Annotated in this window: 13 protein-coding genes; 11 read left to right on the top strand and 2 right to left on the bottom strand. The window is 45.6% G+C overall.

The features are described 5' to 3' along the window. Positions 1-201: 201 nt before the first annotated feature. The 6 genes from QZ918_RS09245 to QZ918_RS09270 all read left to right on the top strand — a co-directional run bounded on the left by QZ918_RS09245 (position 202) and on the right by QZ918_RS09270 (position 6,360). Positions 202-801: an REP-associated tyrosine transposase gene (locus QZ918_RS09245; RefSeq protein WP_293143851.1), complete on the top strand. Its 600-nt coding sequence runs from the start codon at positions 202-204 to the stop codon at positions 799-801. Between the two features lie 160 nt (positions 802-961). Then, the gene (locus QZ918_RS09250; protein WP_293333829.1) at positions 962-1,678 is read left to right on the top strand and encodes an OmpA family protein; all 717 of its coding nucleotides are present in this window, start codon (positions 962-964) and stop codon (positions 1,676-1,678) included. 125 nt (positions 1,679-1,803) lie between these two features. Next, on the top strand, positions 1,804-2,679 hold the full coding sequence (locus QZ918_RS09255) for an ABC transporter permease (protein WP_293333832.1): 876 nt from the start codon (positions 1,804-1,806) through the stop codon (positions 2,677-2,679). A 110-nt stretch (positions 2,680-2,789) separates the two neighbouring features. Further along, positions 2,790-3,647 (top strand): ABC transporter permease, encoded by an 858-nt coding sequence (locus QZ918_RS09260; protein WP_293333835.1) that lies wholly within the window; start codon positions 2,790-2,792, stop codon positions 3,645-3,647. 51 nt (positions 3,648-3,698) lie between these two features. Then, positions 3,699-4,757 carry an ABC transporter substrate-binding protein gene (locus tag QZ918_RS09265; protein WP_293333838.1) on the top strand — a complete coding sequence of 353 codons (1,059 nt, stop codon included), beginning with the start codon at positions 3,699-3,701 and terminating at the stop codon, positions 4,755-4,757. Between the two features lie 514 nt (positions 4,758-5,271). Continuing rightward, positions 5,272-6,360: an ABC transporter ATP-binding protein gene (locus QZ918_RS09270; protein ID WP_293333841.1), complete on the top strand. Its 1,089-nt coding sequence runs from the start codon at positions 5,272-5,274 to the stop codon at positions 6,358-6,360. Positions 6,361-6,633: 273 nt separating this feature from the next. Here the strand turns inward: QZ918_RS09270 and QZ918_RS09275 are convergent, their stop codons facing one another. Beyond that, entirely contained in the window at positions 6,634-8,790 is a 2,157-nt protein-coding gene (locus QZ918_RS09275) for a protein phosphatase 2C domain-containing protein (protein WP_293333844.1), read from the bottom strand. Positions 8,791-9,147: 357 nt separating this feature from the next. Here QZ918_RS09275 and QZ918_RS09280 point away from each other — a divergent pair, with 357 nt between their 5' ends. Next, the gene (locus QZ918_RS09280; RefSeq protein WP_293333847.1) at positions 9,148-9,579 is read left to right on the top strand and encodes an NfeD family protein; all 432 of its coding nucleotides are present in this window, start codon (positions 9,148-9,150) and stop codon (positions 9,577-9,579) included. A gap of 418 nt (positions 9,580-9,997) precedes the next feature. Beyond that, positions 9,998-10,966, top strand: a complete 969-nt coding sequence (locus tag QZ918_RS09285) for an SPFH domain-containing protein (protein ID WP_293143875.1) — start codon at positions 9,998-10,000, stop codon at positions 10,964-10,966. A gap of 286 nt (positions 10,967-11,252) precedes the next feature. Here QZ918_RS09285 and QZ918_RS09290 read toward each other — a convergent pair whose 3' ends face one another. Then, positions 11,253-11,645 (bottom strand): Fur family transcriptional regulator, encoded by a 393-nt coding sequence (locus QZ918_RS09290; protein ID WP_293143880.1) that lies wholly within the window; start codon positions 11,643-11,645, stop codon positions 11,253-11,255. 140 nt (positions 11,646-11,785) lie between these two features. On the opposite strand from QZ918_RS09290, the gene purS reads away from it, so the two are divergent. From purS to QZ918_RS09305, 3 genes are all read left to right on the top strand, one after another. Next, positions 11,786-12,067, top strand: coding sequence for a phosphoribosylformylglycinamidine synthase subunit PurS (purS, locus tag QZ918_RS09295; RefSeq protein WP_293143882.1), 282 nt, complete (start codon positions 11,786-11,788; stop codon positions 12,065-12,067). A gap of 306 nt (positions 12,068-12,373) precedes the next feature. Then, entirely contained in the window at positions 12,374-13,075 is a 702-nt protein-coding gene (gene purQ, locus QZ918_RS09300) for a phosphoribosylformylglycinamidine synthase subunit PurQ (protein WP_293333850.1), read from the top strand. A gap of 383 nt (positions 13,076-13,458) precedes the next feature. Next, positions 13,459-14,250: a DUF4058 family protein gene (locus tag QZ918_RS09305; RefSeq protein ID WP_293333853.1), complete on the top strand. Its 792-nt coding sequence runs from the start codon at positions 13,459-13,461 to the stop codon at positions 14,248-14,250. Positions 14,251-14,545 lie beyond the last annotated feature (295 nt).

A 14,545-nucleotide genomic window follows, 5' to 3' on the forward strand; every position in this document is an offset into this window, starting at 1 on the left:
AACCAGGAAGTGAGGTTTGTAGTGAGGACTTTAGTCCGCAAAAAGAAGGACTGAAGTCCTGACTACGAACCTCAGATTAAGGTTTGTAGTGAGGACTTTAGTCCGCAAGAAGAAGGACTGAAGTCCTCACTACGAACCTGGGAAAGTTATATTTATAATGAGGACTCAAGTCCTTACTACAAAATTTAAAATCAAAATATCATGTACGAGTACCGGACGCTGACACCAGAACAACGTGCTGAATTAGTTCGACAACGCTTAGCCAAAGGCTATCCACCCCACAGACCACCACATTTAATACGCGATCGCACTTTTTACCTGCTGACAGCCACTTGTTACGAACATAAGTATTACATGGTAGATACATCCCGCCGCCAGCAACTCCTAGATCGGCTATTTGAGGCATTTGTAACTAAAGGTATGGAAATACTAGCATGGGTTGTATTACCCAATCACTATCATCTTTTGGTGCAGGTTACGAACTTTAACGACTTAAGTAAATTATTTCATTCGGTTCATGGCGCAACCTCTCGTCAATGGAATCTTGAAGATGGAGCTACAGGTGGTCGAACAGTTTGGTATAGTTACAGTGATAGAGCTATTCGTTCGGAACGCCATTACTATACAACGCTGAATTATATCCACAACAATCCTGTCAAACACCTATGGGTAAAGTCTCCTTATGATTACGAGCAAAGTAGTATTCACTGGTATTTAAAATATTATGGACGGGAATGGCTGCGTCATTTGTGGACTCAATATCCTGTTAGAGACTATGGTCACGCTTGGGATAATATTTAGAAATATATAGGTTGAGGACTTTAGTCCTCACTACAAACGTTCGTAGTAAGGAATGCGAGTCTTTTTAATGCGAGAGGACTCGCATTCCTCACTACAAACTAATTAACTTTAATGCGAGAGGACTCGCATTCCTCACTACAAACTAATTAACAGTGCAAAAATGAGAAATATATCAGATTTAGACAATGTACCCGAAATAGAAGAAGAGGAAGATTCCAGCGTACTGCTGTCGATCGGCGATTTAATGTCCGGCTTGTTGATGTTATTCGCGCTCCTGTTCATCACCGTCCAAATTCAACTCAGCGCCAAGGCGAAAATGCTCGATGATAAAATCCTTCAGGTGGAAAAACTGCGACAGGAATTGCAGCAATATCAAAAGGCTTTTGAAGGACTGCCACAAATTATTGTCAATGCTTTAGAGGGAAAAGTTGGAGGCAAAGATATTTTTACTGTTGACCCCGGAACCGGAGATGTCAGCATTCGCGATCGCATTTTGTTTGATAATAACAGTTCCGTCCTCAAACTCGAAGGAAAAAAGTTTTTGCAAGCCTTCATTCCCATTTACAGCCAAGTGCTTTTTGCTAACAAACAGTTTGAAAAACAAATTGCTCGCGTTGTCATCGAAGGACATACAAGTTCCGCAGGTTCCGATTCAAAAAATCTGGAACTGAGTTTGCGAAGGGCTTTAGCTGTTTCTAATTATATGTTTTCCAATGAGGTTACTTTTCCTAAAAAAGCTCAACTGGAGCAAAAAGTATTAGTTTCGGGACGGGGAGAATTAGACGCGAATCAGACTCAAAATGCCGCGGGCGATCGCAAAGTCGTTTTCCGCTTCCAATTCCGCCGCGAAAACTTAAATGTTGACCTAAACCGCTAATTACCCTCCCCCGAAGGCAAAAGCCCGAATTCTACCCCTAGATAAATGCTGCGGCTTGACCTGCGGATTTGATATAAAATGTGTGGGATTATTAGTCCTATACGCACGGGTAGCCAGACACCCTTATGAAATCGCTCTTTCCCAATCGAACATCGAACATCGAACATAGAAAACTGTATAACCTGTTGCTGCTATTATTTCCCGCAAGTGCATGGCTAATCGTTTTCTTCATTCTGCCGGTGCTAATTGTACTGTTGTACAGTTTCTTAGAGCGCGGTACTTACGGCGGGATTACTTGGGTATTTACTCTCAGTAACTACCAGCGTTTGTTTAGCTGGGTTTTTTTAGGGGTAATTGGGCGATCGCTCTTTTTGGCTTTTTTGACAACCGCGGCTTGTTTGTTAGTCGGCTATCCCCTAGCATTTTTCATCGCCACCCGTCCTCCCCGCTGGCGAAATGCCTTGCTTTTGCTGATAATGATTCCATTTTGGACTAACTTTTTAGTGAGAACCTACGCCTGGATCATTCTGCTGCGGAGCGAAGGAGTAGTCAACACAGCCCTGCAAAACCTGCAAATAATTACCGAACCGTTAAACTTGCTGTTTACGCCTTTCGCTGTGGCGATCGGTCTGATTTACGGCTATTTACCTTTCATGGTTCTGCCTTTATATTCTAGCATAGAACGCTTTAATTTCTCATTGGTTGAAGCAGCTCAAGATTTAGGAGCAAATGATATTCGCACTTTTTGGCGCGTATTTTTGCCATTGACAACTCGCGGCATTGTGGCGGGTTCTATCCTCGTGTTTGTTCCCGCAGTCGGCGCTTTCATTACACCCGATATATTGGGCGGAGCTAAAACAATTATGGTGGGAAATTTGATTCAAAATCAGTTTATGAAATCTCGCGATTGGCCTTTTGGTTCGGCGCTTTCTATGCTATTGACTGTAATAATATTAGTTCCTGTTTTAATTTATTTTCGCGTTTCCGATGAAACCGAATAAGTGGTGTGTACTGCGCGCCTTACATTTAGGTTAAGATGAGCTAATGACCAATGACTATTGACTACTAAGAGGGCGGGCACGCACCATCCACCGCCCCTACCTAATGACTGATGACTAAAATAAAACTAGATTTATTTGTTCGGGCGATCGCCAAAAAGTGGCTTTGGGTACAAGCTTCCCTAGCATTTGCCTTTCTCTACTTGCCAATTCTGATCTTAATTATTTACTCCTTCAACGCTTCCAAATTTAACGCAGTTTGGCGCGGCTTTACCCTCGATTGGTACGGCAGCTTGTTTAGCAGTGCTGGCGCGACTATTGCTACCAGCACCAGTACCGGAATTTTGCCAGCACTGAGCAATAGCTTGCTAATTGCAGCTATTTCGACGGCTTTAGCGACTGTTTTCGGTACCATGCTCGCCCTAGCGCTGGAACGCTTTCATTTTCCGGGACGCAAAGCAGTAGAAGCTTTGCTGTTTTTGCCGATTATTATGCCCGAAATTACGATCGGCATTTCGCTGCTAGTTTTCTTTACCCTAGCATTTCGGATCGTAGAAAATCTCACGGGAATCCGCCTCAATCTCGGCTTACCTACAGTAATTATCGGTCACGTTGTCTTTAATATTTCATTCGTAACGATTACCGTCAGGGCGCGTTTGGCAGAACTCGATCCTCAATTAGAACAAGCCGCCTTTGACTTGGGTGCTAACGAATGGCGGACTTTTTGGCGGATTACTCTCCCTCTAATTTTGCCCGCTATTTTCAGCGCAGCACTGCTGGCTTTTACTTTGTCGCTGGACGATTTTGTCGTGACATTCTTTACCACCGGTGTCGGTTCGATGACCCTGCCGCTATTGGTTTACGGCATGATAAAATTTGCAGTGACGCCAGCAATTAATGCCATCTCAACTTTGATGTTGCTAGCTTCTTTATTGCTGGTTGTATCGTCGCTAAGAGTTAAAAGAAGTTGAAAAACTTGCTTTGTATGTCATAATTAATTTTGCCTACAACTAACAAAGCCTATGAAACGCCTGCTGACTTTCTTACTTTTGTTTGTGATGAGTGCAACTGTTGTTTTCGGATGCAGCCGCACAGGTAGCAACCAGCAAGTCCTCAGCATTTACAATTATGCAACTTATATCGCTCCAGAAGCGATCGCCCAATTCGAGAAAGAGAACAATGTTAAAATTCAATACGACACTTTCGAGAACAGCGACGCACTCTACGCCAAACTCAAACAGGGAAATCCCGGTTACGATGTCATATTTCCCGCCGACTACATGGTCAGAATCATGGCAGCCGAGAATATACTTGAACCCTTAGATGCTGCAAAAATTATTAACAAAAATAATCTCGATTCAAAATGGCTAAACCAAACATTTGACCCTGGCAATAAATATTCATTGCCCTATCAGTGGGGAACCATGGGAATTGGCTACAACATCAAAGCAACCAAGGACGAGATTAATAGTTGGGGGGCGATGTTCGATCCTAAATATACTGGAAAAATAGCATGGCAAGATGATGCCCGATACACTTTTGCAGTGGTTTTAATGTATTTAGGATTTGACCCAAATACAACTAATCCCGAAGAAATTAACAAAGCCCGCGACTTGCTGATTAAAAATAAAAATATGATAGCCGCTTTTGTCCCCGACACGGGTCAAACTCTGCTCGATCAAGGAGAAGTAAACCTGACAATGGAATGGAGCGGCGATATTTTTCAGGTAATGAAAGAGAATCCAAATCTCCGCTACGCTATTCCCAAAGAAGGCACAATTGTCTTTTCTGACAACATGGCAATTCCCAAAGGTGCACCGCACAAAGAGTTAGCTGAGAAATTTATTAACTTTATTTTGCAGCCAGAAGTAGGTGCGACAATTTCTAATTTTACCCACTATGGCTCGCCGAATAAAGCAGCAATAGACAAAGGTTTAATTGACCCGAAAGATTTGAAAAATCCCCAAATTTATCCACCGGCTGAAATTTTTGGTAAGATGAAATTCTTGCAGGATGTCGGGAAAGCAACCGCATTGTACGATCGAGCTTCGACGGAAGTTAAAGCAGGAGCAGGAAAGTAAGCATTCGTCGTGCCAACAACCAGGTCAAACTTAACTGGTTCCAAGGAAGAGCATGGTAACGAGTAGAAAGCGAGTAACTAACGAAATGTAGGGTGCGGAGCGGGGGAAAATTATTGAGTATCTCGTCAAAATATTCAGCGCTGACGCACCCTATAATAACTGGGCCAAGGTACGTAGTTGCGATGAAAGCGCTCTTTCCTGATATAAGCGTATAGCGCTCAAGCGCAACTACATACCTAATTTGTGTGACGACAATAAAACCGCTCTGCCTTGTTAAGGGCGATCGGATTCTATGCAAAATGCAAATTCATATAACATTGGTATCAGGGGGAAAATTATTGAGTATCTCGTCAAAACATTCAGCCCGCTCCGCACCCTACAATAACTAAAAATTAAATTATACACAATAGCGAGTAACTAACTGTAGGGTGCGGAGCGGGGGAAAATTATTGAGTATATCGTCAAAATATTCAGCCCGCTCCGCACCCTACAATAACTACTAGGATAGATCAGAATGCACGCCGTCGAAATTATAGACATTTCCAAAGTATTTAAAAGTGCCCGCAGTCAAGATTTCTTGGCTGTAGACAATATCAACCTGCAAATTAAAGATCGCGAATTCTTTTCTTTGCTCGGCCCTTCCGGCTGCGGCAAAACTACAACTTTGCGAATGATTGCGGGTTTTGAAATGCCCACAGCGGGCGAAATTTACATTCACGGCCAACCGATGCGACATCGCCCGCCATTTCACCGCCCAGTGAATACGGTATTTCAAAATTATGCTTTATTTCCGCACATGACGGTAGCACAAAATGCTGCATTTGGCTTGGAAATGGAGAATTTGCCTCCCCAAACAATTCGCGATCGCGTCGTGGCAGCTTTAGCATTAGTACAGTTAACGGATGTAGAAAAACGCTATCCCCGCCAACTGTCGGGAGGGCAGCAGCAGCGAGTAGCGTTGGCGAGGGCGTTGGTTAAAGAGCCTTCTGTTTTGCTGTTGGATGAACCCTTAGGAGCCCTGGATTTGAAGTTGCGAAAAGAGATGCAATTAGAATTAAAAAAGATGCAGAGACTGTTGGGAATTACGTTTATTTATGTAACTCACGACCAAGAAGAAGCGCTCGCGATGTCGGACAGAATTGCTGTGATGGAGGGAGGAAAACTGCAACAAGTCGGGACGCCTGTTGAGATTTATGAATATCCTAAAACGCGGTTTGTGGCTGATTTTATTGGGGACAGCAATTTTTTGACCGGGCGAGTAGTGGAAAAGCAACATGGTAAAATAACGGCGTTGGTTGACCAGCAGTTGCCCGTGTTAGTTGCGACAGCAGAAGATTTGCCGGCTGGGAAAGTTGTTACTCTGGTGTTGCGGCCGGAAAAAGCCACTATTTATCCGGCTAATTATGATGCTGAGCATAGCTGGCCGGGAGTAGTTGAAGAGGCGATTTATATTGGCACTGACACGCGCTATACGGTGCGCCTGACTGCTAAAAGCTCGATCGCCCTTCGCCGACAAAACTTGCACAGAGATGACTTGCAGCGGCACAAAATTGGCGACAGCGTTCGAGTCTCCGTGCCACCGGAAAGTATCTGTATTTTATAGCGACAGGAAGAAGGAAGACACGACAGTCGATTACCATAATAAAAACCGTTCGTAGTGTGGACTTTAGTCCGCAGAAATTGATGCGGACTAAAGTCCACACTACGAACCTTACTTATTAATGGAACTTCTCTCTATGGGGAAGTTCCGATTAACAAGAGTCAAAAAATCATCCATCGAAGATGTCGATCAAGAGGGCCCAAGCCCAACAACGTCCGCGAATCTTTCTCAGAACCGCTATAGTTGTGCACAAAAAATTCCCAAACTAGCCAACTTTTAAGGTGCGGGAATTTCCGGCGAGGGGGAAGGCGTGGGAATTTCCGGAGGAGTTGTTGATTCTGGCGACGGCGCGGGAATCTCCGCAGGACTCGATTCTGGCGAGGGCGAGGGACTCTCGGCACCGGGCGAGGGACTCTCGGCACCGGGCGAGGGAATATCCGCAGGAGTTGGGGCGGTATTTTCCGGCGGTGGCGGCAGTTGTTCGGGATCCGGGTTCTGGTTTTGGAGGCTCCGCACCCACAAACCTAAACCCGCGAAGACTAGCATCAGCACCAACAGTCCCAGCAGCGGCCCCAAACGCTTCGGCTTCTGTTTTTCAACTGGTTCCGAGGCGGAGGCAGTTTCGGGGTACAGCAACTGTTTCGACGATTCAGAAAGTTGAGATTCTGGCATCCTCCCCGTTTTTTGGAGGGATACCGAGCCTGACACCGAGGGTGACATGGGTAGCGACACGGAGGGTGACATGGGTAGCGATATCGACGGCGACGCCGACGGTGCGGAAGCCGTATCGAACAGTACGACTCTCTCCGGTGACATCCGACAGTAAGTCACCACTACAGAGGTGTTGTCGTAACCATTTTTCTCGTTGGCGAGGCGAACCCAAGACTGAGCAGCGGCTTCCAAGGACATTTTGCTCTCAAGTACCTCTGGGCCGTAATTCTGCCAAGATTGCTCTACCCAGTCGTTATCGCTCAAACCGTCGGAGCACAGCAGCAGCAAGCCTTCCTCTTCGACAATAAATCGTTGAATCGTCGGGCGCAGAAAATCGCCGTCCCGCGTCCCCAAAGCTTGAGTCAGGGCTCCGGCATCCGATCGCAATTGAGTCTCCCAGTATAAACTGTGTCCTAGGTGGACTTCCCTAGACGCTACATCGTCGTCCACAGTTAGCCGCTGACAGTAATTGTTGCCAATCCAATAGGCGCGGCTGTCTCCAACATTGACCAAATAAAGTTCGTGACTGTTATTCGCCGGTACATCCTGGGAAACTTTCACTTTTTGAGGCAACTGGAGGGCCATCACCAAAGTGGTTCCCATGCGCTCCCGCAACTCTTTTCCTTGCTCGTTATTTTGAGCGGAAATCACATTATTCACAACTTTCACTATTTCTTCGAGTTGTTTGATGACCATTGCTGGCGCCATCAACTCTTCTTGTTCGGCGATTTCGGCGAGCAAATTTTGGATTAAAGCTTTCAGCGATTGCACGGCTAACTGACTGGCAACTTCTCCTCCTTCGTGGCCTCCAACCCCGTCGCAAACCATTGTCAAGTAAGGAATTAGTTTGTCATTTCCGGCACTTTTTATCGATTGAAAATCAGCAGCAGTCGGATAGCAACTATCTTCATTTTGGGAGCGCTGCGGCCCGGTATCGGTGATGCCGAATACTTCTAAATGCAGGGGCAATTTAGCAGCTTGTTCTAATAGTAAATCGTTAAGTTCCAGGGCGATCGCATCTAAATTCATGCTGCTGCGGCGCATAAACAGACAAATCTCTCCGAGTTTCGACTGTATCTCAGGTTGTGCCGATTCCACCAAACCAGACCACACATCTCCCAAATCCTTGAGAGTCGGTACAAAATTACCTCGATGCAGTTCCAGCAGACGCACCCGCCAACCTTCCACGCGCAAATTTTCCGGTACCAGCAAACTCGCAGCGACTCCTTGTTCCGACAGTGGCGTCCACAGTTGGAGCATTTGCCACAGCCAGTAAACTTGGCGCGTGGCACTTGTCTGAGCCCAAGCTTGTAGAATAGAAGGATACAGGCTACCGAAATTATTGATCGGCACATTTTCCAACAACAGCACCTCTGTGGCTTCGGCTGCTTCCCCGAGGGAACAAAAGCCGTATACTTCGGGCGAATGGAGCCGCTGGGGATACAAATGCAGGTAAGGCATGATGTGCACCGGCAGTTGTTCGGGGACGCTAGGAGGAATAGACGGACGGCTGTCGAGCCAGATTTGGGGTGCAATGACAAAATATCGATCGGCGATTACCTTACCCGCGGGCACTTCCTCGACTGTGGGGCCCACCGCCCACAAATAGCGATAAATTAAATCGGTTTCGCAAGCTGCACACTTTTGGCTGCCAAAGCTATTGCCGGGATCGGAACAGCTCAGATTCGGGCAATAAATCGGTTCGGAGAAACTACTGATCATATCGAAATAGTTTGTGTAAAAACATTCTGAAGATATATGATTGCCACGCTCAAATTCAGGAACTTGAGAATAAACTGATTTTAGCCCCTATCAATTTTTTAACTGCCTTTGGGGCACGAGAAATTGTAGTTGCTGCCAGTGTCCACCGGCTAAAATTGTAATTTAAGCTACTCAAACTCAGAGTTTGAGTGCGATCGAACTTGCAGCCCGGTGGTTGCAGGCTCAACCTGTTACTGCGACGCGATTTTTCGCTCTCCAAGGGCTAGCAACTCGCAAACCCTTGCAAACTCAGTTGTTCGCAATTGTTACATCTCAAATTTCAAATCTAAGATATTTCATAGTATCACCAATTCTTTTATGTTCTGGACTCCCACGCTCCTTTGGTTGCTCGTTGGGGCTTTGCTCTGTTTGGCAGAGCTATTTCTCCCCACTGCTTTTGTTGCTTTTATCCTGGGACTGAGTGCCTTCGCCGTCGCTGGATGCTCTCTGGTTTTACCTTACGTTAATTTACAAATATTCCTGTGGATGGTATTTTCGACAGTTTTTGTGCTGCTGTCCCGGCGATTGATACCAAAAGGCAAGGCATGGGCGATCGCAGATTCTGACGAAGCTAAAACTTTAACAGAAATTCCCCCAGGAGAATCGGGGCGAGTGATTTATGAGGGGAATTCTTGGCAAGCTCGCTGCGAAGACGCTTCTACCGCCATCCCCCCCAACCAAAACGTGATAGTCGTCGGCAGGAAAGGCACTACTCTGATAGTTTTGCCAGAACATTTGCTGCATTCCTAAAAAAATGCGAAATTAGTAGTTAGTAGTTAGTAGTTAGTAGTTAGTAGTTAGTAGTTAGTAGTTAGTAGTTAGTAGTTAGTAGTCATACCAATTCTGTAGGTCGCTGCACAGAATGGTCAGCCTGAAATCCTTTCCTGTCAAGGATATATTCTATGCAGCTTCACAGAAAAATGGTATCAGTTGTCAGTATTTAGTTGTCAGTTGTCAGTAGTTAGTTGTCAGTTGTCAGTAGTTTTTAGATATAGCGGTTATCAAAAAAGTGAGGTATGCCCCATGCCCCATGCCCCATGCCCTATGCCCCATGCCCCATGCCCCATGCCCCATGCCCCATCCCTCCGCTTCGCTTCGCCCATGAGTACCTCATATGGGAGTTCGAAAGGCTATAACATTTAACAGTCAAGATTTATAGGAGGCTACCGTGGAACAATTTTTTTTACTCGTATTTTTAGCACTGGGCGGATCGGCGATCGCAGGTTCCGTCAAGATTATCAATCAGGGAAATGAAGCCCTGGTAGAAACTTTAGGTAAATATAGCGGCAAGAAACTCGAACCTGGTTTGAATTTTGTAACACCGTTTCTCGATCGCGTTGTTTACGAACAAACCATCCGCGAAAAAGTCTTAGACATTCCCCCCCAAGCTTGTATCACCCGCGACAACGTTTCATTCACCGTTGATGCTGTAGTTTACTGGCGGATTGTGGACTTGGAAAAAGCCTGTTACAAAGTCGAAAATCTTCAGTCAGCAATGGTGAATATGGTGCTGACTCAAATTCGCGCCGAAATGGGTCAACTCGACCTCGAACAAACCTTTACGGCTCGTTCTCAAATTAATGAAATCTTGCTCAGAGATTTAGATATTGTTACCGATCCTTGGGGAGTGAAAGTAACGCGGGTGGAATTGCGCGATATTATCCCTTCTAAAACTGTACAGGAATCGATGGAATTGCAGATGGCAGCCGATCGCCGAAAACGAGCCGCAATTCTGACATCCGAGGGCGAACGCGAGTCGGCAGTTAACAGCGCCAAAGGTAAAGCCGAAGCGCAGGTTTTGGATGCGGAAGCGCGGCAAAAAGCGACAATTTTGGAAGCAGAAGCTCAACAAAAGGCGATCGTGCTGAGAGCGCAAGCAGAACGCCAAAGTCAGGTTTTGAAAGCTCAAGCTACTTCTGAGGCTTTACAAATTATCGGTAAAACTCTACAAAATGACCCCAAGTCCCGCGAAGCTTTGCAGTTTTTGTTAGCTCAGAACTATTTAGATATGGGCTTAAAAATTGGCAGCAGCGATAGCAGCAAGGTGATGTTTATGGATCCGCGTACTATCCCGGCTACGATGGAAGGATTGCGATCGATCGTTGGGGAAGCCAGTAATAATGAGGTGAAAAGCTAGTCTAAAAGATATTGTTGCGAGCGATAGATATCTATTTACACGGTGTTCGTAGATACAAGGGGCGGGTTCCACCAACAATAACTGCCAATAATTAACAATCTCTCAAACCCGCCCCCGCCCCACGGTAAATCCTCGCGTAAATTTTTGGCATTTAATAAAAATAAAGGTTGATGTATATTATCCGTGGTGGGGGGCGGGTTTATTTAGATTGTTGGTAGCTGTTAGATATTGTTGGTGAACCCGCCCTTACGACAATTACAGTCAGACTTTCTTCCTTTTTCCTTCTTTAAGATTCTTGAGCGAGAGTACATCGATCGCACAATCCAAAAAATTCCAAAGTATGATAATAAATTTTGAAAGAATGAGATTGTTGTAATTGGCTTTCTAGGTGATGGACGGGGCATTCGTCGATCGTAATAGACGCACCGCATTCGAGACAAGTAAGGTGATGTTGGTCTTGGTGGGCGGCACCGTAGAGAGATTCGCCACTAGCAAGCGTTCTGACTTGCACGAAGCCCTCCCGCTTTAAACCGTCGAGGGAGCGGTAAACTGTTGCTAAGCCCATGCTGTGGTCGCTGTTACGCAGTTCTAAGTAGATATCTTGCGCTGAGAGCGATCGATTCAAGTGCTTGAGCAAGTGTAAAATACGCTCCTGACTGCGGGTGCGGTTAGTTCTCATAATTTTGTGGTGTAGTCTGCTGGAATCAAATTTGTCCCTGTTTCTAGGCTAGCTTAATTAGGGTCAGCAAAGGGCGATCGGCTTCCCGCCCGCGTTGTAGAATGAGGTGGCCGTAAATTTCGCATCACCTACACATTGCTGTGACTCAAAAATATTTTGCCCAAATCTATGTTACCCTCCGCCCTTCGGTTTTAGACCCGGCCGGCACTGCTGTACAGTCTGGTTTGCAACACATGGGATACGACAATGTCGATCGCGTGCGGATCGGGAAGTACGTTGAATTGACGCTAACTGCTGCTGGTGAGTCCTCCGCGCGCGAACAACTCGATCGCATTTGCGACCAACTTTTGGCCAATCCAGTGATTGAAAACTATCGGGTTGAGTTGACTGAAATTCCTGTTGCTGTCGAGACTGTGGCTTAAGTGCGATCGACCGTAGGGTGTGTTTTTCAACCCGGAGACCCCCCTAACCCCCCTTGGTAAGGGGGGGACAAGAGAGTTCTCAAAGTCTGCCTTAAAAAGCGGAGACAAGAGCATTCAAAGTCTCTGTTAAAAACACGAAAACTCGGAACACTCAAAGTCCCCATTCTGAAGGGGGATGCGAGGGGGATCTAGACTTCGATACAAGCAAGAAACACAGACGATTTCAGTCTGAAGTTGACGCTTCAGGCTTCTGATTTCCATCCGTTACATCCGTTACAAAATCCGTTGCCGAACTTCCTTCTGCTTATGAAATTTGGAGTTATTGTTTTTCCGGGTTCAAATTGCGATCGCGACGTGGTGTGGGTAACTCAAGGGTTGCTGCACCAACCGACGCGGATGATTTGGCACGAAGATACCGATATTTCGGATATCGACATCATTGTAGTTCCCGGCGGTTTCAGTTACGGAGATTATTTGCGGTGCGGTGCGATCGCCCGTTTTTCTCCAGCGATGCAGGCTACGGCGGAACACGCGAAACAAGGAAAGCTTGTACTCGGCATCTGCAACGGTTTTCAGGTGTTGACTGAAGCCGGTTTGCTCCCCGGTGCTCTGGTGCGGAATGCGGGATTGCATTTTATTTGCGATCGCACTTCGTTGAAAGTCGAACGCGGCAACACCCCTTGGACTTCCGCCTATACTTCCGGTGAGATCATCGATTTGCCGATCGCCCACGGAGAAGGCAACTATTATGCCGATGCGGATACTTTGGCAGAGTTGGAAGAACACGATCAAGTGTTATTTCGATACTGTACGGAAGCAGGCGAAATTAACGCTGCTGGCAATCCCAACGGTTCGTTAAATAACATTGCCGGCATCTGCAATCGCGCGGGCAATGTGTTAGGAATGATGCCGCATCCAGAACGAGCATCCGATCCGATGTTGGGCGAAACTGATGGGATGAAATTGTTTCAAGGATTGCTAATGGCAACAGTTGCTGCTGTTTTGTAGCTGATATTTCCCGGTTCGTAGTGAGGACTTTAGTCCTTCTTAACCGGTTCGTAGTGAGGACTTTAGTCCTTCTTAACCGGTTCGTAGTGAGGACTTTAGTCCTTCTTAACCGGTTCGTAGTGAGGACTTTAGTCCTTCTTAAACGGTTCGTAGTGAGGACTTTAGTCCTTCTTAAACGGTTCGTAGTGAGGACTTTAGTCCTTCTTAACGGTTCGTAGTGAGGACTTTAGTCCTTCTTAACTGGGTGAATCTCTATTTAACTGGTTCCCAGGCTACAGCTTGGGAACCCATATCCAGAGGCTCTGCCTCACTTTCAAGCGATGCACCCACAAAATTAAAAATGCTAAAATGACCTCAAAGTCAATACATCGGAAAAAAGTCCTATGCCTTCACCCTTTCCCGGAATGGATCCATACTTAGAACACCCCGATTTCTGGCAGGAAACTCATCATTGGTTAATTATTGCGATCGCTGATACCATCATGCCTCAAATTCGTCCTAAATATGAGGTGGCGATTAAACAAAATATCTATAAAAACGATGCTAATGACTATAACAACAACTCTATTTTATTAAGTATCCCCGATGTGGGTATCGAACATCAATCTAATACCATCAATACTCCTAACCGTTCAGTTGCCATTGCTACTTTAACACTTCCGACTACCGTCAAAGTGCCGATTCCTGCAAAAATAACACAAACTTATCTAGAAGTACGAGAAATGACAACCAAACAAGTTGTCACCGCAATTGAAATTATTTCTCCTGTCAACAAACGTAATGGAGAAGGCAGAATTACTTATCTCAAAAAACGCCAGAGTATTTTAGGCAGCTCAACCAATTTAGTAGAAATTGACTTGCTGCGAAAATGGGAATCTATGCCCATCCTTAACAATTCCATTGAAAGTAATTATCGAATTTTAGTCAGTCCCAGCAAGATCCGTCCGTTTGCCGAACTTTATGCTTTCAATCTCCGCGATTCTTTGCCTATATTTCCGCTTCCCTTGCGCGAGGAAGATGTAGAACCCATTCTTAATTTACCAGAAATATTTGCAGGTATTTACGATCGCGCCGGCTATGACTATCGGATCGATTACGATCGAGAACCCGTACCGACTCTAGCGGAAGAAGAGCAGGTTTGGGCAACCCAACTTTTGCAAGAAAGAGAAGTTTGAGATAAACAGTTGACAGTTGATATTGGATAGTTGACTCTTCGACTAGGCTCAATCAGATTAAATTGATTCTGGGCCCGAAGATCCGCCCAACACAACCAGCAATCCACATTTACATTAATATTTAAACACAAAAGAATCTTGTAGGGGCGGGTTCGCCAACAATAATCGCCGCAAACAAACAATCTCAAAAACCCGCCCAACCCAACCATAGATTCACATTTACATTAATATTTAAAATTTCGGACAATTTTTGGGTTCATTGGGGTTTTCTGTGGGGTGGGGGCGGGTTGATTTA

It is taken from the genome of Microcoleus sp. CAWBG58 (assembly GCF_020883045.1).
GTDB lineage: Bacteria > Cyanobacteriota > Cyanobacteriia > Cyanobacteriales > Microcoleaceae > Microcoleus.

Coding starts and splice junctions, on each gene's coding strand:
- QZ918_RS09245 (WP_293143851.1), top strand. CDS start 202: ATGTACGAGTACCGGACGCTGACACCAGAACAACGTGCTGAATTAGTT.
- QZ918_RS09250 (WP_293333829.1), top strand. CDS start 962: ATGAGAAATATATCAGATTTAGACAATGTACCCGAAATAGAAGAAGAG.
- QZ918_RS09255 (WP_293333832.1), top strand. CDS start 1,804: ATGAAATCGCTCTTTCCCAATCGAACATCGAACATCGAACATAGAAAA.
- QZ918_RS09260 (WP_293333835.1), top strand. CDS start 2,790: ATGACTAAAATAAAACTAGATTTATTTGTTCGGGCGATCGCCAAAAAG.
- QZ918_RS09265 (WP_293333838.1), top strand. CDS start 3,699: ATGAAACGCCTGCTGACTTTCTTACTTTTGTTTGTGATGAGTGCAACT.
- QZ918_RS09270 (WP_293333841.1), top strand. CDS start 5,272: ATGCACGCCGTCGAAATTATAGACATTTCCAAAGTATTTAAAAGTGCC.
- QZ918_RS09275 (WP_293333844.1), bottom strand. CDS start 8,790: ATGATCAGTAGTTTCTCCGAACCGATTTATTGCCCGAATCTGAGCTGT.
- QZ918_RS09280 (WP_293333847.1), top strand. CDS start 9,148: ATGTTCTGGACTCCCACGCTCCTTTGGTTGCTCGTTGGGGCTTTGCTC.
- QZ918_RS09290 (WP_293143880.1), bottom strand. CDS start 11,645: ATGAGAACTAACCGCACCCGCAGTCAGGAGCGTATTTTACACTTGCTC.
- purQ (WP_293333850.1), top strand. CDS start 12,374: ATGAAATTTGGAGTTATTGTTTTTCCGGGTTCAAATTGCGATCGCGAC.
- QZ918_RS09305 (WP_293333853.1), top strand. CDS start 13,459: ATGCCTTCACCCTTTCCCGGAATGGATCCATACTTAGAACACCCCGAT.